This window comes from Hyphomicrobiales bacterium, from assembly GCA_002869065.1.
Classification (GTDB): Bacteria; Pseudomonadota; Alphaproteobacteria; order Rhizobiales; family Rhodobiaceae; genus Rhodobium.
Genome location: PKTR01000003.1, coordinates 355,079 through 372,550, shown reverse-complemented (window position 1 = coordinate 372,550; position 17,472 = coordinate 355,079). Strand labels below are relative to the sequence as shown.

Sequence of the window (17,472 nt, the reverse complement as noted above, 5' to 3'; positions counted from 1 at the left end):
CCTTGAACCGGGCGCGCATCGTTCCTTTCTATGCCCAACGCGCCCGTTTGTGGGCGAAAGAACGGGGAGGGGGCAGTATGGACAATCAGGCGACCGTGCGAGCGGAGCGGATACGTGAGTTCACGCTCGATTCCGCCGCGTTGCTGATCCAGGAAGGCGGTGTCGACACGCTGACGCTGGCCTCGGTCGCGGCTGCCGCCGATCTGGAAGAGGCCGATCTGATCGCTGTCTTCGGCAACCTCGAAACGCTGGTCGGCGAAGTGGCCGACCGGATGTTCCAGACCTTTGTCGGCCGCGTCGAAGGTGAACTCGGCAATGATGAAAGCCCGGGCGCCTGGGTGCGCGCTTATGTGCGAGGCTCGTTCCCCGAAGGCGAGCCCGATACGTTCTCTCGTATCGGTTCGGTGCTGCTGCAATCGACGGCCTTTCGGCCATGGATGATCGACCGCATCCGCGCCTATCAGGGCGAGATGCACGCCATGCTGCTCAATGACGGGATCGAACCCGAGATCGCGGCGATCGTCCGGCTTGCCGTCGACGGGCTGTGGATGAGCAAGATGTTCGACATCGAGGCCATCCCCGAAGCGATGGAACGCTCCGTTCTCGACCGGTTGCTGGCGATGGCCGAAGGCTGATCTCCGGCCTCCTTGTTGCGAACCTCTCGCACTTTTTTGCAGGGCTGCCCTGCCCAAACGGCGCTTGTGGAAACGCGAGCGCCGTGGCACGCAGGCTGGCAATGGCCGCCTGATCTGCGGCCGGCCGAGGAGGGCACATCGTGAGACCGGTTCTGGGCGTGACCCTCAAGGTCATGTCGGCGCTTCTTTTCACTGCGATGATCACGATGGTCAAATTTATCGGCGGGCGGGTGCCGGTCGGTGAAATCGTCTTTGCGCGGACTTTTATCGGTCTCTTCCCGGTTCTCATGCTGGTTGCTGTGCGCGGACAGCTCACCACGGCGCTGAAGACGGATCGGCCGCTCGGCCATGTCCTGCGCGCGGTCGTCGGCACCTCGGCGATGGCGATGTGGTTCGCCTCGCTCGCCCGTCTGCCGCTGCCTGACGCAACCGCAATCAGCTATTCCGCTCCCCTGATGACCGTGGCTTTCGCCGCTCTCCTGCTCGGCGAACAGGTGCGCGCCTATCGCTGGGCATCGGTCGCCATAGGTTTCTGCGGGATGCTCCTGATCATGTCGCCGCATCTCGGCGATTTCGGTGGCGACGGCAGCAGCCGGGCGGCGGAGGGTGTGATGTTCGCGGTCGGTGCGGCGGTGTTCATGGCGCTTGCGATGATCTTCGTGCGCAAACTGACGGCGACCGAACAGACCGGTACCATCGTCATCTATTTCACGGCGACCGCGGCGATGCTGTCGTTGCTGACAGCACCGTTCGGCTGGGTGATGCCGAGCCCGCATGACGCGGCTCTGCTCGTCCTGATGGGGCTGATCGGCGGCATCGGCCAGATCCTTTTGACCGAGAGCTATCGCTATGCGGATGCCTCGACCATCGCGCCGTTCGACTACACGACACTTATCTGGGCGCTGATCGTCGGCTGGCTGGTGTTTGCCGAGGTGCCGGAATGGCCGGTCTTCCTCGGCTCGGCGATCATCATCGCCGCTGGCATGTTCGTCATCTACCGCGAGCACCGGCTCGGCATCGACCGCAAGGCCGCCCGCGAGGCGCGCAGCCCGTCGCGGGCCTGAGGCGGCATCGCCGCCTGTGAATTCCCTGTCGAAAAGCTGTGGATGAACGGTGGACGGGCGGCTAACGCCGCCCGCGCTCAGAATGCCTTGAAGGTGATGATCGTCTTGGTGTCGATGATGCCGGCGAAGCAGTGGACCTTTTCATTTACGAAATGGCCGATGTCGGCGTCGTCCTCGACGTAGAACTTGGCGAGCAGGTCGTAGTCGCCGGCGGTCGAGTAGATCTCTGACGCGATCTCGGCATCGGCGATCTGGTTGGCGACCTCGTAGGCCTTGCCGAGCTGGCATTTGATCAACACGAAGAAGGGCTTCATGGCAGGGCTCCGAATGGCGTTGCGAATTTGCGCGCCACTCCATCAGATCGGCGCGCCGGGAGCAAGAGGCGGCGAGGGCGCGAGCCTGACTTTTCGCCGCGCCGGGCCGGCTTCTCGCGGCCTTGCATTCGGTCGCCCGGCGATCTAAGTCAGAAGGAACTCAAGGGGGTGCCCGTTTGGCGGCTAACAGTCGTCCGCACGCGGGCTGAGAGGCATGGGGCCAACTCCTGGAACCTGATCCGGGTTATGCCGGCGGAGGGATTGAGGTCTTGGCAAACGACACTCCCGATCATTCCGATCCGATCACGGCGGCCGATGTCGCCGGTGCGCTGACGCGTCTTCGGGCACAGGCGCCGCGCGTCCATTGCCTGACCAATGCGGTGGCGCAGGCGTTCACTGCCAATGTGTTGCTGGCGCTCGGCGCGGTGCCGTCGATGACGATTGCGCGCGAGGAGGTGCCGAGTTTCGTTGCCGGCGCCGGTGCGCTGCTGGTCAATCTCGGCACGCTCGATCCGGCGCGTAACGAGGCGATCGAGGTAGCGCTTGACGTTGTCGGCGACCGCGCGATTCCCTGGGTTCTGGATCCGGTGTTTGCCGATGTTTCCGCGCCTCGCCTCGACGTGGCGTCCTTCCTTTTGAAGCGCGGGCCGACGGTGCTGCGGGCGAATGAACGCGAGCTTGCCGCGCTTGCCGGCGGCGATGTCGGAGAGGCGGCGCTGCGGGCGAAGACGACGATTGCGCGGACCGGCGCGGTCGATGTGGTTACCGATGGCACGCGCACGGCCTGGGTCGACAACGGGTCGGCGATGCTTACGAAGATTACCGCGACCGGCTGCGCGGCGGGGGCTGTTGTCGGCGCGTTCCTCGCCGTCGAGCCCGATCCGGTCGTTGCCGCGACGGCGGCGCTGACGGTGTTCGGGGTTGCAGCGGAAATTGCCGGCGAGACAGCTGCCGGACCCGGCTCGTTCGCGGTCGCGCTGCTCGACGCGCTCTATTCCCTCGACGAAGCCATTTTGCACGAGAAGGCGAGACTGACATGAAACGCGATGTTTTGCGGGTCTACGGGATCATCGATCCGGCGGTGGCGGGCGACCGCTCGCTGCCTGATCTGGCGCGCGAGGCGGTGGCCGGTGGCATCACCATCCTGCAATTCCGCGACAAGACCGGCTCGACGCAGGACATGATCGCGGCGGCAAAGGCGATCCGCGCCGCTCTTGCCGGCAGCGGCGTGCCGTTCCTCATCAACGACCGGGTCGACGTGGCGCTCGTGTCTGGTGCCGACGGTGTGCATGTGGGCCAGGACGACATGGCGCCGGAGGATGCGCGCCGGCTGCTCGGGCCTGACGCCATCATCGGCCAGTCGGTCAAGACGCACGCGGAGGCCGAAGCCGCACCGCTCGACCTGCTGGACTATGTCTGCATGGGCGGGGTCTTCGCGACCTCGAGCAAGAACAACCCGAACCCGCCGGTTGGCGTTGAAGGTTTCGCCACGCTGGTGAATGCGATCCGCGCGCGGGTGCCGGGTTATCCGGTGGGGGCGATTGCCGGCATCACCGCGGAGACGGCTGGCTCGTTGATCGCGGTCGGCGCCGACGGCGTTGCGGTGATTTCGGAGATTTTCGGTAAGGACGACGTCAGGGCGGCGGCGGAGACGTTGCGCCGGGCGGTCGATGGCGCGCTCGCCGAGCGCGGCTAGGGAGAGGACGATATGACGGCGATTGCAGTCACCATTGCGGGTTCGGATTCGGGCGGCGGGGCCGGTATCCAGGCGGATCTGAAGACCTTTTCGGCGCTCGGTGTCTATGGTGCGAGCGTGATCACCGCGCTGACCGCGCAGAACACGCTCGGCGTCACCGGCGTCCACGACGTGCCGCCGGAGTTCGTGCGCGCGCAGATCGATGCGGTGTTTTCCGATCTCGCGGTCGACGCGGTGAAGATCGGCATGCTGTCGCGCCCCGACATCATCGAGGCTGTGGCCGCCGGGCTCGATGCTTACGCGCAAACCACCGTGGTTCTCGATCCGGTGATGGTGGCGGCGAGCGGGGACCCGTTGCTGGCCGAGGAGGCCGTTTCGGTGTTGAGCTCCGTTCTCATCCCGAAGGCGCTCGTCATCACGCCGAATTTGCACGAGGCGGCGCGGCTGCTCGGTAGGCCGGTTGCCGAGGATCGCGCGGCGATGCAGGCGCAGGCAGAGGCTCTCCTGAAGCTCGGGCCGCGCGCGGTGCTGGTCAAGGGCGGGCATGGCGAGGGGCCGGAGAGCGAGGATCTGCTGCTGACCGCCGACGGCGAGGCCGAGTGGTTCAGTGCGCCCCGTCACGACACGATGAACACGCACGGCACGGGCTGTACGCTTTCCTCGGCGATTGCCTCTGGCCTCGCGCTTGGCAAGACGCTGGCGCAGGCGGTTGGCGATGCGAAAGCCTATGTGACGGCGGCGATCAAGGCGGCAGACGGGCTCGCCATCGGCAAGGGGCACGGCCCGGTGCAACATTTCCACGCCTTCTGGCAGGGAGACGCGTAATGGCTGAAAGCAAAACGTTCGATCCGGGGCGCCGGCGCGCGCTCGGTCTGGCCGGTGCGGCGGTTGGGACGGTGGTCACGGCTGGCCTTTCCCGCCCCGCGATTGCCTCGGAACGCGTCGAGTGGCGCATGGTGACGTCGTGGCCGAAGAACCTGCCGGGGCCGGGCATGTCGGCGGCGCGCATCGCCGAACGGGTTGCGGCAATGAGCGAGGGGCGCTTCACGATCCACGTCCACGCCGCCGGTGAACTGGTGCCGGCGCTCGAAGTGTTCGACGCGGTCGAGGGTGGCGTTGCCGAGATGGCGCACACCGCCTCGCTGTTCTGGCAGGGCAAGATGCGGGCTTCGGCGCTGTTCACCGCCGGCCCGTTCGGGCTCACCCCACTGGAACACATCGCCTGGATCGAGCATGGCGGCGGCCAGGCGCTTTGGGAAAAGCTCTATGCGCCGTCCGGCATCCTGCCGCTGATGGCCGGCAATACCGGCTTCCAGATGGGCGGCTGGTATTCCCGCGCGATCGATACGCTCGATGACATCAAGGGTCTGAAGATCCGTATGCCGGGCCTGGGCGGCGAGGTGATGCGGCGGCTCGGCGCAACGCCGGTGTCGCTGCCGCCCGGCGAAATCTTTTCCGCCCTGCAATCCGGCCTCATCGATGCGGCCGAGTTCCTTGGGCCGTGGAGCGACCGTTCGCTCGGCTTCTACAAGGTGACGAAATTCTACTACGCACCCGGCTTCCACGAGCCGAACGGCACCGGTGAGGCGCTCATTTCCAGGGCTGCCTTCCAGGCCCTGCCTGCCGATCTGCGGGCGATCCTGAAACATGCCTGCGCGGCGGAAAATATCTTCGCGCTGGCGGAAGCCGAATGGCAGAACGCAGAGAGCCTGCGGCTGCTGCGCGAAGAGGACGGCGTCGATGTGCGTCTCTTCCCGAGCGCGGTTCTCGCCGAAATGAAGACGACGGCGGATGCGGTTCTTGCCGACCTTGCGGCGCGCGATGAACTGACCGGCGAGATCGTCGGATCGTTCGTCGCCGCGCGCAATCGCCAGGCGCCGTGGAGCCGCATCTCTCAGGCGAGCTTTCTCGCCGCGCGCGACCGAGGCTAGACACGCATTCCCCGCGCGGAGCGCGGTTTTCGGCTTCATCGGGGCTAGGGAATCGTCGCCGGATCGCGGTCGTGAGATCGCGATTGCGGTCCATTGGCGCCGGCGTCGGCTGCAAAGCTGCGAAAAACGCAGTGGGGTGCCGTTACGGCACTATTGCAAAAAAGTGACAGAAGCGCAGAAAAACGAGCCATGTCAAACCGGTTAGCGGGCCTCCCCAGGTCTGTAGGCGGGTGCGACAGAACTGCTTATCAATTTGTTTTTTCAATAAATCTTCGCTCGAAATGGAATGAATCCAGGCGCGCCGGGCCGGTTGTGCCGCGCCGGCTAGGAAAACCCCGCGAATTGCCGTCCTGCCCAAAAAAGTGACATCTTCATGACCAAATCCGGCAGCGTTTCCGCGCGCCGGGGGGCAGACCAAAAAAATAGACAGGAAACGCCATGACGAATTCCCTTTCCCGGGTGCTCTTTGCCGGTACCGCGATTGCCGTGATGGCGACTGCCGGGGCCGCTCAGGCCGGCGGTTTTGCGCTGCGCGAACAGAGCGCCTACTTCCAGGGCATGTCCTTTGCCGGTAGCGCCGCACCGGGACCGTCGATCAGCTCGATGTTCTGGAACCCGGCGACGGTGACGACGGCCGAAGGCCTCGTCGTGGAAAGCCACTCGACGCTGGTCGTGCCGGACTCCGACATCAACGTCACCTCCGCGACGCTCGATCCGCCGTTCGCGATCGTGCCGACGCCGCTCGGCCTGATCCCGGGCGCGGCCGTCGGCAATGGCGACGACATCGGCCAGGGCGCCTTCGTTCCGTCGTTCTACTCGGCCTACAAGGTGTCCGAGCAGGTCTATGTAGGCCTCGCCGTCAACGGCCAGTACGGTCTGGCGACCAATGCGCCGACCGCCTGGGCCGGTCAGGTCTATTCGCGCGTTTCCAAGGTGTTCTCGGTCAACGTGAACCCGACCGTCGGTTACAAGATCAACGACATGGTCAGCATCGCCGCCGGCCTGCAGGCGCAGTATCTCAAGGTTCGCCTTTCGCGCGCGACGAGCATCTTCTCCGGTGCGCCGTCGGCCGAGCTGGAAGGCGACGACTGGGGCTTCGGCGCCACGCTCGGTGTGACCTTCACGCCGATGGAAGGCACCGAGATCGGTATCGGTTACCGTTCGCAGATCAAGCACGAGCTCTCGGGCTCGCTGTTCACCGGTGCCATCAGCCTGCCGATCGACGCCTCGATCACCACGCCGGACATGATCACGGCCAGTATTCGCCAGCGCATCACCGACGCCTTCACCCTGACCGGTACGGTCGAGTGGACCAACTGGAGCGTGCTCGGCACGATCCCGGTTACGACGACCGGTGGCGTTGTCGCCACCACCCTGCCGTTCAACTATGAAGATGGCTGGTTCTTCGCGGTTGGTGGTGAATATGCCATCAACGAAGAGCTGACTGTTCGCGGCTGTGTCGGCTACGAGCTGTCGCCGATCGACACCAACATCCGTTCGACCCGCCTGCCGGACAACGACCGTCTGTGGCTGAGCGCCGGTCTTTCCTACAACGTCACGGATCGCCTGTCGGTCGATCTCGGCTACTCGCACATCTTCGTCGAAGACGCCGATATCCGCATCACTCCGGGCCATCAGGACTATGCGGGCGTGTCGCTCATCGGTACCGCGGAGACCGACCTCGACATCGTCGGCGTTTCGGTTCGCTACACGCTCGGTGGTCCGAACGGTTCGTAATCGGGCCGACGGCGGGCGCATTCACGCGCCACTCTCTCAAGGAAAAGGGCCGGTTCGCGCGAACCGGCCCTTTTTGTTTTGGAACGCTGCCTGGGGGCTTTCCCGCAATTGTCGGATTTCGGGATACTCACGCATTTATTTCGCGAATTCTTATCCGAAAACCGGTCCCCACTTTTCGGGAATGCGCTCTAGAACGCCATCGGGGTCAAGCCACCGTCGACGCGGATGTTCTGGCCGGTGATGTAGCCGGCATGCACCGAGCTGAGGAAGGCGACGAGCTGGCCGAATTCCTCCGAGGTGCCGAAACGCTGGGCCGGGATTTCGACGCGCTGCTTCTCGGCGATGGCTTCGGCGGTCGTGCCGAGCTTGGCGGCATTGCGGTCGAAGCCGCCGCGCAGGCGGGCGGTGTCCATCTTGCCGGGCAGGACGTTGTTGATGGTGACGTTCTTGCCGGCAAACTGGCCGCGCACACCGGCGAGGAAGGCGGTGAGGCCGGCACGCGCCGCGCTCGACAGGTCAAGACCGGGGATCGGCATGACCACCGACAGCGACGTAATGTTGATGATGCGTCCGAAACCGCGTTCCGCCATGCCGTCAGCGACGCTCTGGATCAGTTCGACCGGGGTGATGAAATTCTGCACCACGCCGTCAATCATCGTCTCGCGGTCAAGCTCGCGGAAATCGCGGAACGGGGGGCCGCCATTGTTGTTGACGAGGATATCCGGATCCGGGCAGGCCGCCAGAATGGCCTTCTGGCCTTCGGCGGTGGAGACGTCGGCGGCGACGGGAATGATCGTCGAACCGCTCGCCTTGGCGATGGCGTCGGCCGTTGCGGCAAGCGCTTCGGTGTCGCGGCCGTTGATGACGACGGTGCAGCCGGCGGCGGCAAGCGCTTCGGCACACCCGCGGCCGAGCCCTTTGCTCGAGGCGCAGACGATAGCCTTGCGTCCGGAAATGCCCAGATCCATGAAATCCTCCTCACATGCGGTGTGACACCGGCGGCTGCCGGCGAAAACGTTCATTCGGGGTTCCGCCGGCTCATGGCGGACCCTTCGGGTATTTGGTGCCCGTTGATGAGAAGTCATCCCATAGCTGCGCTGGAATGCGCAAGGGGCGGGGCGACCCGCGTGTTCGCCGCATGGGAGGCGTGCGCGGACAGGTCTGGTCACACGGCGCTATTTATGTCAGTGATTCTGACCTAATAACGGCGATCCAACGAGATTGCCGGAGGAAACCGCGCGAGGGTCCCGTCATGATAGAGCAGCTTCTGCCGCTTGCCGGCTTTGCTTTTGCCAGCAGCGTTACGCCCGGTCCGAACAACATCATGGTGATGGCCTCGGGCGCGCATTTCGGCGTCGCGCGGACCTTGCCGCACATCGCCGGTATCTGGTTCGGCTTTTCCTCGATGATGGTGTTGGCGGGACTCGGCTTCGCGCAGCTGGTCAACGACAATCCGGGCGTTCACATGGTCATGAAGGCGGTTGCGGTTGCCTTCGTCGTGTTCATCGCCTGGAAGATCGCCCGCGCCGGGCCGATTGATGCGAAAGCCGGCGATACGGTCCGGCCGATGAAGCCCCACGAGGCGGCCCTGTTCCAGGCGGTCAATCCGAAAGCCTGGAGCATGGCGCTCGCGGCGATGTCGCTGTTCCTGGTCGCGGATGCCGACAGCGTTTCGCAAACGGTGACCATCGTCGTGATGTTTTCCTTGTGTGGATTGCCCTGCACGCTTCTGTGGTGCGCCATGGGGCGGATGATGGCCGGGATCTTCCGCTCGCCGGAAAAGGCGGCCATCGCCAATGGCGCCATGGCGCTGCTGCTGATCGTCACCGTCATTCCGATGATCGTATAAAGAAGGTTGCCGCGGAGTTGTTCTTTGCACGAACACAGGCGGCTTTCTTGCCGCGTCCTTGGCGGCGGGTCGGAGATTTGTGACACGGCGTCATAAAACTGAGACGTGAATCGCTTTTAAGTTTCGGCAGTTAGACCTAGGCCGCGTGTCAAATTCGCCCACACGGCCTGAAGCCGCCGGAAGCGACTATGAGCGAGACCGAAGACGCGAAACACTATCGCGCACTTTTCCTCTCCGACATTCATCTCGGAACGCGCGGATGCCAGGCCGATCTGCTGCTTGATTTCTTGCGCTACAACGATGCGGAGACCGTCTATCTGGTCGGCGATATCGTCGACGGATGGCGGCTGCGGCGCTCGTGGTACTGGCCGCAGGCGCACAATGACGTCGTGCAGAAGGTACTGCGCAAGGGGCGCAAGGGCGCCCGCATCGTCTATATCCCCGGTAATCACGACGAGTTCCTGCGCGACTATGTCGGCACCCATTTCGGCGGTGTCGAGGTAATGGAAGACGCCATTCACGAAACCGCCGATGGCCGCCGGCTGCTGGTGATCCACGGAGACCAGTTCGACCTCGTCGTCCGCCATGCCAAGTGGCTGGCGCTGCTCGGCGACTGGGCCTACGTCACGGCGCTTGGCCTCAACACCTGGTTCAACCTGGTGCGGCGCAAGCTCGGCTTTCCCTACTGGTCGCTCTCGGCCTGGGCGAAGCTGAAGGTGAAAAACGCTGTCAACTTCATCGGTACCTTCGAGGAAGCGCTTGCCAACGAGGCCCGGCGGCGCGGAGCGGACGGCGTCGTCTGCGGCCACATCCACCATGCGGTTATCCGTGAGGAGCAGGGCGTCGCCTACCACAATACCGGCGATTGGGTGGAAAGCTGCACGGCAATCGCCGAGCACCATGACGGCACGTTGGAAATCATCCGCTGGGCCGATGTTCACGCGGCGCGCACCGTCGAGCCGGCAAAGATCGGGCAGGCAGCCGCCGCATGAGCAAGATCCTTATCGTGACGGATGCCTGGCATCCGCAGATCAATGGCGTCGTGCGCTCGCTGGAGCGTGTCGCGCTGGAAATGACCAAGGTCGGCGAAACCGTCGAGTTTCTCACCCCACAGGACTACCGCACGCTTCCCTGTCCGACCTACCCGGAAATCCGGCTGTCGCTGACGACGAGCGGACGGATGCGGCGGCGGCTGGAAGAGATCGGCGCCGATCACGTCCACATCGCGACGGAAGGGCCGCTCGGCATCTCCGCGCGCCGTGCCGTGCTGGCGATGGGGCAGACCTATACGACGAGCTATCACACGCGGTTTCCGGAATACCTCTCGGCGCGCTTTCCGGTGCCCGAGCGCTGGACCTATGCCTGGCTGCGCCGGTTCCACAATGGCGGCAGCGGCTGCATGGTGACGACCGCGACGCTGGAAAAGGAACTCGCGGCCCATGGCTTCCGCAATCTGATGCGCTGGGCGCGTGGGGTCGATGCGGGCGATTTCCGTCCCGACATGACGCCGGCGCCGGCGCTGGCCGATCTGCCGCGGCCGATCTTCATGAATGTCGGTCGCGTGGCGGTGGAAAAGAACCTCGAAGCCTTTCTCAAGCTCGACCTGCCAGGCACCAAGGTGATCGTCGGCGATGGGCCGGCAAAGCAGTCGCTGCAAGCGCGCTATCCCGATGTGGTGTTCACCGGCGCGAAGGTCGGCGACGAACTGGTCAGTCACTACACCGCGGCCGATGTGTTCGTGTTCCCGAGCCTGACCGACACGTTCGGCAATGTGCTTTTGGAGGCGCTTGCCTGCGGTGTGCCGGTTGCCGCCTATCCGGTGGTCGGGCCGATCGACATCATCGGCGATTCAGGGGCCGGTGTGCTCGACTGGGATTTGCAGCAGGCGGCTCTCGGCGCGCTCGATGTGCCGCGCGATTTCTGTCGCGACTTCGCGCTGACCTTTTCCTGGGAAGCGAGTGCTGCGCAGTTTCTTGGCAACATTCACGCGGCACACGGCATTTCCACCCGCAACGCCGCATAGGTCCTTCCCGGCAGCGCCTCTTGTTGCGCTGCGGACAAGCTGATACCCGCCTTCCAGTGCAAACCTGCAGGAGGCGGTGATGGCGACGAAGGTGACCCTGGACGATATCCGTGCAGCTGCGGGGCGGCTTTCCGGTAAGGCGCAGGAGACGCCGCTTCTTTCTTCCGCTGCGCTCGACGCACGCTTCGGCGCGCGGGTGCTGTTCAAGGCGGAATGCCTGCAGCGCACTGGCTCTTTCAAGTTTCGCGGCGCCTACAATTGCATTTCGCTGATCCCGGAGGAGGTGCGCGCTCGTGGCGTCGTCGCCTGCTCATCGGGCAACCACGCGCAGGGCGTGGCCGAAGCCGCGCGGCTGTTCGGCATTCCAGCCACCATCGTCATGCCCGACGACGCGCCGGCGTTGAAGCGCGCGCGTACCGAGCGCTCCGGCGCCCGCGTCGTGCCGTATGACCGGGTACGCGAGGATCGCGAGGCGATTGCGCGCGCGATCGGTGAGGAAACTGGGGCGACCTTCATCCATCCCTTCGAGGACCCGCGCGTGATCGCCGGGCAGGGGACGGTCGGGCTTGAAATCGTTGCGCAGGCGGCGGCGCTCGGCGTCGTGCCGGACGCAGTGCTCATTCCGGCAAGCGGCGGCGGGTTGCTTGCAGGTTCAGGGCTGGCGTTGAAAGCGGCATTGCCGGATGTGGCGATCTACGCTGTGGAGCCGGCTGGTTTCGACGATCATCGCCGGTCTCTCGCGAGTGGTGCGCGCGAACACAACGAAAAACTTGGCGGCTCGATCAGCGATGCGCTGCTCGCGGCGGCGCCGGGCGAGAACACCTTCGCGATCAACCGGGATCAGGTGGCGGGCGGCCTGGCGGTCAGCGATGATGACGCGCTCAGCGCGGTCGGTGTGGCCGCGGAAGAGCTGAAGGTCGTGACCGAGCCGGGCGGGGCCGTCGGCCTTGGCGCCCTGCTCTCCGGCGAGGCCGCGTTCGCCGGCAAGACGGTCGTCGTGGTGCTGTCGGGCGGCAATATCGAGCCGGACATGCTGGCAAGGGCGATCGGCAAGGACGGGTGATCAGCTGAACAGGGCGATCCGTTCGGCCTCGCTCAGATGCGCGGTCGGATCTTCCTCGTCATCCTTTTCCGCCATCATCGCGGCAATCGCTTCCAGATTGGCGACCAGCGCTTCGGGATCCTCGACAATCTCTTCCAGGGCCGCTGCTTCCGGGGTCAGCTCGACCGTTTCCGGGCTTTCCGGCGTTTCGTCGATGGCATCTTCCGCATCGATCGCTGCGAAATCGTCGGCGCTGTCGTCGAGACCCCAGTCGTCATCGGCGGCTTCGTCATTGCCAGCTTCGATGTCGAACACATCGGCTTCGCCGGCTGCATCGAAACTGGCGGTGTCGTCCTCGGATACCGTGTCGGCCAGTTCGACGTCGCTGGTTTCGGCAACGATGAACTTGGCGATTTCGGCCATCGCCGCAGCATCGGCCATCGTGTCGGCGTCGGCGTCCGCTTCTGCCGGCTGCGACGCATCCTGCGCAGGCTCGTCGAACTCGACAAACTCCAGATCGGCCTCGACGATGTCGACATGCGCTTCGACGATATCGACGTCGGACGTTTCGGTCAGCGTGTCATCGACTTCGGCGATGGCAACGGCTTGCGACAACAGCGCTGCGGCCTCGTCGGCGCTTTCGTCGGTTTCCGCCGGCTCGAAGGTATCGGCTTCAAGGGAGGCATTTTCCTCGACCGCATCGAAATCCTGTTCGGCCGCTGAGAAATCCCCTTCTACCGTATCCGGCATTGTTTCGCCGTTGGTGAATTCGGCCTCGGCGAAGTCATCCTCGGCGAAATCAGCCACATCGGGCTCGCTTGTCGCAGCGTCTTCGTCGCTGGCGATGGCTGCGAAGGCGTCTGCCTCGTCGTCGCCCACCTCTTCGAATACGGGCACCGCATTGTCGGTCTGGAAAACGTCGGCTTCGCCGAACTCCTCGGCGCTCAGATCGACATCGACCTGCATGCCGGCGAACGAAGTCTGGTTTTCCAACGCCGGTCCGTCGAGGATCGCGGCTTCGTTGGCGCTTTCCGTCTCAGCGGTTTCGGCGATCGGCGGCACCGCGTCGAATTCGGTGTCGGCCGCATCGGCAATGATGGCGTCTGCGTCGACGCCGGCCAGAGATTCTTCCAACCCCTCGAATACGGAGCTGTCCTCGCTGGATACGGCGGCGGCGAGTTCGGTGTCTTCGACCACTGCGGTCTCGACGGCCTCGGGGAGGTCATCCGCTGCCAGGTCGCTTTCATCGTTTCCGCCAAAGGGGGAGTCGGAGGTGTCGATCGGATCAAAACCGGTATCGAAATCCGCATCGACCAGCAGGTCATCGATGGCCGACTGGTCCATGCCGTGGCCTTCGAGCTGCGGGCCGTTCAGCAGATGAGCGTCGGGATCGACATGCGGCGGCTCCGGCCTGGCATCGACGCTTTCGATGATGTCGGTGATCTCGTCCGAACCCCAGATGTCGATCATCCGGTTGATATGCGCTTCGAGATAGGCGAGCACATTGACGACCTTGCGGGTCCGCTGGCCGGTCAGGTCCTGGAACGAACAGGCCGTGTAGATCTCGGTCGCGTGGTGGTCGAGCGTGTCGCTGATTTCGGGATCGGCGTTCTTCTCGCGCAGGGTCCAAGCCATTTCCTGAACCATCTCGGCGGAATTCAGGATGTCCTGGGTCGCTTTTTCCGTCTGGTTGACGATGGCGTCGAGTTCGTTGGCGGCCTGCGTGAAGCGGTCGGCCTCTGCTGTGTCGCCCTGAATATCGGCGATTTCCTGCTTGGTGCGCTGAATGGCCGATGCCATGTCCGCGAGTTCCATGCGAACCCGGTCCATGTCGTCGCTGCCGCGATCGCGCGTGATGTTCTTTTCCAGTTTCTGGATGGCATCAAGCAGGATACGCGTGTCGGCCGATCGGTTGCGAACCGTGAACTCGGCGAGGAACCAACGCCCGCGTTCAGTTTCCATTACGGCGGCCTCAATGGCCTCGTAATCCTCTTCGCGCAGCGGGGTAAGCGGTTTTTCGTTCATTGTCTGGGCCGCTATTCTGTCGAAGTCGACGCTATGGTAAGCCTTCTCACAGTAAACCTACCGAACGAATCTTTAGCCAAAGTTTAAGAACCGGATCGGATGTCCGCAATGCTTAGCTTTTCACGCCCGACGGGATCGTCGGTGCGCATGGCCGGGTATTTCGTCGCCATTTTTTTGGCGCAGGGCACGTATTTGCCGTTCTTCCCCGTGTTTCTCGCGATTCAGGGCCTGTCGGAAGCCGAGATCGGCTTTGTCGTTGCAACCCCCATGGTGGTGCGGATCATCGCTACGCCGTTCACCTCGCTCTATGCCGACAAGGTGTCCGACCGGCGTTATGCGCTGGTGCTCTATTCCGTGCTCAGCGTTGCGCTGTTTTCGCTGATCGGTCTGGTCGATCGGTTCTGGGGCATTCTCGCCGTGATCGCGGCGATGGCGGTGTTCTGGACCGCGCTCCTGCCATTGAGCGATGCGCTTGCCGTTGCCGTTTCCCGCCGCGACGGCGCCAATTACGGCCGCATGCGGCTGTGGGGGTCGATCTCGTTCATCTGCGCCAATATCGGCGCCGGCGCGGTGGTCGAGGCTGAGGGCGGCAGCCGGGTCTATCTGCTTCTCGTTCTGGCGCTGACTTCGGTTGCGGTGATGTCTCTGTTCCTGCCGAAGGTCGAACGGCGCGGTCACGACGATAGCGACGAGGGCATTCCGGCGCGCAAGCTATTGTCGCGCCCGGTTTTCGTGCTGGGCCTGGCGGCGGCCGGGCTGGTGCAGGCGAGCCACGCGTTTCTGTACGGCTTCGGATCGCTCGCCTGGAAGGAGATCGGCTTTTCCGGCGGCGAGATCGGCGCGCTATGGGCCGTTGGCGTGATCGCCGAGATCATTCTGTTCTGGACATCGGCGTCGGTGCTGCAGCGGGTCAGTCCGCTTGGCCTGCTGGCGATCGGCGCCGGCGCAGGGATCATCCGCTGGAGCCTGCTGCCGCTGGTCACGGCCTATCCGGCGGTTTTCGCGGTACAGATCCTGCACGGCTTCACCTTCGGCGCGACCCATCTCGGCATCGTCCATTTCGTCGCCCGCAGCCTGCCGGAAAGGCTGGCGAGCACGGGCCAGGGGCTCGCTGCGACCGCGGTGAGCGCGGCGATGGCGACGATGGTGATGGCGTCAGGGCCGCTTTATCGCGATTTCGCCGTACATGGCTATTTCGTGATGGCGGGACTGTCGGTGCTGGCACTTGCGATCGTCGCCCTTGCGGCGCTGCTCGAAAAGCGTACTGCCTGATAACCCGCCCGATAACCCGCCCGATAACCCGATTGTGATGCGGATCACATCCCGGCTTCGTTCCGTCCCTCTAGTATTTCCAAAGAGGTAGACAGCGAGGGGGGATAGCCATGCGTTTTCTGGTCATGGTGCTTTTGGTTTTGGCGTTGCCGTTTCAGGCCGAGGCGGCCGACATACGCAGCCGGGTGATGATGATCCTCGACGGGTCTGGCAGCATGTGGGGGCGGATCGACGGCAAGCCGAAGATCACGATCGCCAAGGATGTCATGGCCGGGCTGATCCGCGATCTCGATCCGAAGACCGATATGGGGCTGATGGCCTACGGGCACCGCCGCAAGGGCGATTGCCGCGATATTGCCGTGCTCAGTCCTGTCGGCCGGGTCGACAAGCGTTCGCTGATCGCCAAGGTCCGGGCCATCTCGCCGAAGGGCAAAACGCCGATCTCGCAATCGCTGATTCGGGCCTCGAACAAGCTCGGCTTTCGCCGCGAGCAGACGGCAATCGTGCTGGTCAGCGACGGGCTGGAGACGTGCGAAGGAGATCCTTGCGCGGTCGCCCGCTCGCTCAAGATGGTCAACGCAATTGCCAAGACCTACGTCATCGGTTTCGACGTGACGGAGGAGGAATACCGCGCGCTGCAATGCATCGCGACGGAGACCGGCGGCAAGTTCTATCGTGCCAACAATGCACGCGAGTTGAACAGCGCGTTGCGCCGGACGCTCGCCGATGTGCGCAAGCCTGCGCCGCGCAAGGTCCAGAAACCTGTTCCGGCCAAACCGGCGAGGTCCGACTCCAAGGTCTCAGCCCCGATGCGTGTGAAGCCGGCGAAACCGGCAGCAGCGCCCGCGCGCCTGATCGCCCTTTCGCTGCACGCGAAGCTGTGCGCCTCCTGCGACCGCCTGCCGGCCATCGAGGCGCACTGGAATGTGCGCAAGGACGGCAAGGTTCTCTATGACGGCCTCGGCGTCCTCTATTCCGATGGACCGACCATCGCGCCGGGCAGCTACGATGTGACGGTGCGCTATCACTCGAGCGCGCTGGTTCGCCGTGCTCGCCTTGAAATTGGCAAGGACGGCAAGCAGGTTGGCGCGGTCAATCTGAATGGCGGTAGCGCCTCGCTGTTTGCCTATGCGACCGATCGCAAGACCGTGCCGGCCAACCCGATCTTCTATCAGTTCTATCCGTTTGCCGGCGGCAAGGCGCAGGCGAAGCCGCTCGACGTCTCCGCGCACTCGAACGGGCTGACCTGGCTGCCGGCCGGCCGCTACCGCGTCGTGGCGACCCACGATACGGTCAAGGCGAGTGCCGAGATCGAGATCCGGCCGGGTCAGACCACCAAGCACAGCTTCGACATGCGCATCGGGTTCCTGAAACCCGCCGCGACAGTGTGGTCGGGCGGTCCGGCGGCGAAGGGCACGGATTATGAGGTCTATGCATCGAAGGCCGATGCCGAGAGCGGCAAGAACCGGCTGCAATTCGGCCTCACCGGCAAGAGCTTCGCGCTGAAGCCCGGCAGCTATTTCGTCAAGGCGGTCTATGACTTCAACAACAACAGCGGCGCGCGGGTCGTGCGGATCTTTCCGGCCGAGGTCGGCGCGGGCGAACGTGCGGAACCGGTGTTCAACCTCGATGCGGGTCTGTTGAAGCACGAGGTCACGGCCAAGGGCGGCAAGTTCTTCGCCTTCCAGCTGCGCTTCCTCAAGCTCGACAATGGCGGCGGCAAGTCCGTGGTCGCGGGCCGTTACATCTACGCCAAGGGAACGCAAGCGCTTGAGCCGGGCCGCTATGTGATGGAGGCGGCGAATGACGGCGGCACCTACCGCTCCAAGCCGTTCGATGTCATGGCCGGGCGCACGACCCGCGTCGAAATGGCGATCCCTTGAG

At 64.3% G+C, this 17,472-nt stretch carries 16 protein-coding genes and 1 riboswitch; of the genes, 13 read left to right on the top strand and 3 right to left on the bottom strand.

The window, feature by feature from the left end; translation table 11 throughout:
• Nucleotides 1-77: 77 nt before the first annotated feature.
• Entirely contained in the window at nt 78-635 is a 558-nt protein-coding gene (locus C0606_12490) for a hypothetical protein (protein ID PLX37302.1), read from the top strand.
• Between the two features lie 140 nt (nt 636-775).
• Complete coding sequence (locus C0606_12485) at nt 776-1,699, top strand: EamA family transporter (GenBank protein ID PLX37301.1); 924 nt, start codon at nt 776-778, stop codon at nt 1,697-1,699.
• Between the two features lie 77 nt (nt 1,700-1,776).
• On the opposite strand, the gene C0606_12480 is transcribed toward C0606_12485, so the two are convergent.
• Nucleotides 1,777-2,013 (bottom strand): AsnC family transcriptional regulator, encoded by a 237-nt coding sequence (locus C0606_12480; protein ID PLX37300.1) that lies wholly within the window; start codon nt 2,011-2,013, stop codon nt 1,777-1,779.
• Nucleotides 2,014-2,167: 154 nt separating this feature from the next.
• Nucleotides 2,168-2,291: riboswitch (TPP riboswitch) on the top strand.
• Nucleotides 2,292-2,315: 24 nt separating this feature from the next.
• Here C0606_12480 and C0606_12475 point away from each other — a divergent pair.
• The 5 genes from C0606_12475 to C0606_12455 all read left to right on the top strand — a co-directional run bounded on the left by C0606_12475 (nt 2,316) and on the right by C0606_12455 (nt 7,377).
• Nucleotides 2,316-3,053 (top strand): hydroxyethylthiazole kinase, encoded by a 738-nt coding sequence (locus tag C0606_12475; GenBank protein ID PLX37344.1) that lies wholly within the window; start codon nt 2,316-2,318, stop codon nt 3,051-3,053.
• Entirely contained in the window at nt 3,050-3,709 is a 660-nt protein-coding gene (gene thiE, locus C0606_12470) for a thiamine phosphate synthase (protein PLX37299.1), read from the top strand. Before C0606_12475 ends, thiE begins: the two co-directional genes overlap by 4 nt.
• A 12-nt stretch (nt 3,710-3,721) precedes the next feature.
• Nucleotides 3,722-4,534, top strand: coding sequence for a bifunctional hydroxymethylpyrimidine kinase/phosphomethylpyrimidine kinase (gene thiD, locus C0606_12465; GenBank protein PLX37298.1), 813 nt, complete (start codon nt 3,722-3,724; stop codon nt 4,532-4,534).
• Nucleotides 4,534-5,640, top strand: a complete 1,107-nt coding sequence (locus tag C0606_12460; protein PLX37297.1) for an ABC transporter substrate-binding protein — start codon at nt 4,534-4,536, stop codon at nt 5,638-5,640. The genes thiD and C0606_12460 overlap by 1 nt, the downstream gene beginning before the upstream one ends.
• Before the next feature lie 438 nt (nt 5,641-6,078).
• Complete coding sequence (locus C0606_12455) at nt 6,079-7,377, top strand: hypothetical protein (GenBank protein ID PLX37296.1); 1,299 nt, start codon at nt 6,079-6,081, stop codon at nt 7,375-7,377.
• 188 nt (nt 7,378-7,565) lie between these two features.
• Here C0606_12455 and C0606_12450 read toward each other — a convergent pair whose 3' ends face one another.
• Nucleotides 7,566-8,345, bottom strand: coding sequence for a 3-oxoacyl-ACP reductase (locus C0606_12450; protein PLX37295.1), 780 nt, complete (start codon nt 8,343-8,345; stop codon nt 7,566-7,568).
• A 14-nt stretch (nt 8,346-8,359) separates the two neighbouring features.
• Here C0606_12450 and C0606_12445 point away from each other — a divergent pair, with 14 nt between their 5' ends.
• From C0606_12445 to C0606_12430, 4 genes are all read left to right on the top strand, one after another.
• Nucleotides 8,360-9,226 carry a hypothetical protein gene (locus C0606_12445; GenBank protein ID PLX37294.1) on the top strand — a complete coding sequence of 289 codons (867 nt, stop codon included), beginning with the start codon at nt 8,360-8,362 and terminating at the stop codon, nt 9,224-9,226.
• Between the two features lie 188 nt (nt 9,227-9,414).
• On the top strand, nt 9,415-10,218 hold the full coding sequence (locus C0606_12440; protein PLX37293.1) for a UDP-2,3-diacylglucosamine hydrolase: 804 nt from the start codon (nt 9,415-9,417) through the stop codon (nt 10,216-10,218).
• A complete protein-coding gene (locus C0606_12435; GenBank protein PLX37292.1) occupies nt 10,215-11,249 on the top strand; it encodes an alpha-mannosyltransferase in 1,035 nt (344 codons plus the stop codon). Before C0606_12440 ends, C0606_12435 begins: the two co-directional genes overlap by 4 nt.
• Nucleotides 11,250-11,328: 79 nt before the next feature.
• The gene (locus C0606_12430) at nt 11,329-12,312 is read left to right on the top strand and encodes a pyridoxal-5'-phosphate-dependent protein (GenBank protein PLX37291.1); all 984 of its coding nucleotides are present in this window, start codon (nt 11,329-11,331) and stop codon (nt 12,310-12,312) included.
• Here C0606_12430 and C0606_12425 read toward each other — a convergent pair whose 3' ends face one another.
• Nucleotides 12,313-14,316 (bottom strand): hypothetical protein, encoded by a 2,004-nt coding sequence (locus C0606_12425; GenBank protein ID PLX37290.1) that lies wholly within the window; start codon nt 14,314-14,316, stop codon nt 12,313-12,315.
• 99 nt (nt 14,317-14,415) lie between these two features.
• Between C0606_12425 and C0606_12420 the strand changes: the two genes are divergently transcribed.
• Together C0606_12420 and C0606_12415 are read left to right on the top strand one after the other, a co-directional pair.
• Nucleotides 14,416-15,588 (top strand): hypothetical protein, encoded by a 1,173-nt coding sequence (locus C0606_12420; GenBank protein ID PLX37289.1) that lies wholly within the window; start codon nt 14,416-14,418, stop codon nt 15,586-15,588.
• 110 nt (nt 15,589-15,698) lie between these two features.
• Nucleotides 15,699-17,471 (top strand): hypothetical protein, encoded by a 1,773-nt coding sequence (locus C0606_12415; GenBank protein PLX37288.1) that lies wholly within the window; start codon nt 15,699-15,701, stop codon nt 17,469-17,471.
• Nucleotide 17,472: the final 1 nt, after the last annotated feature.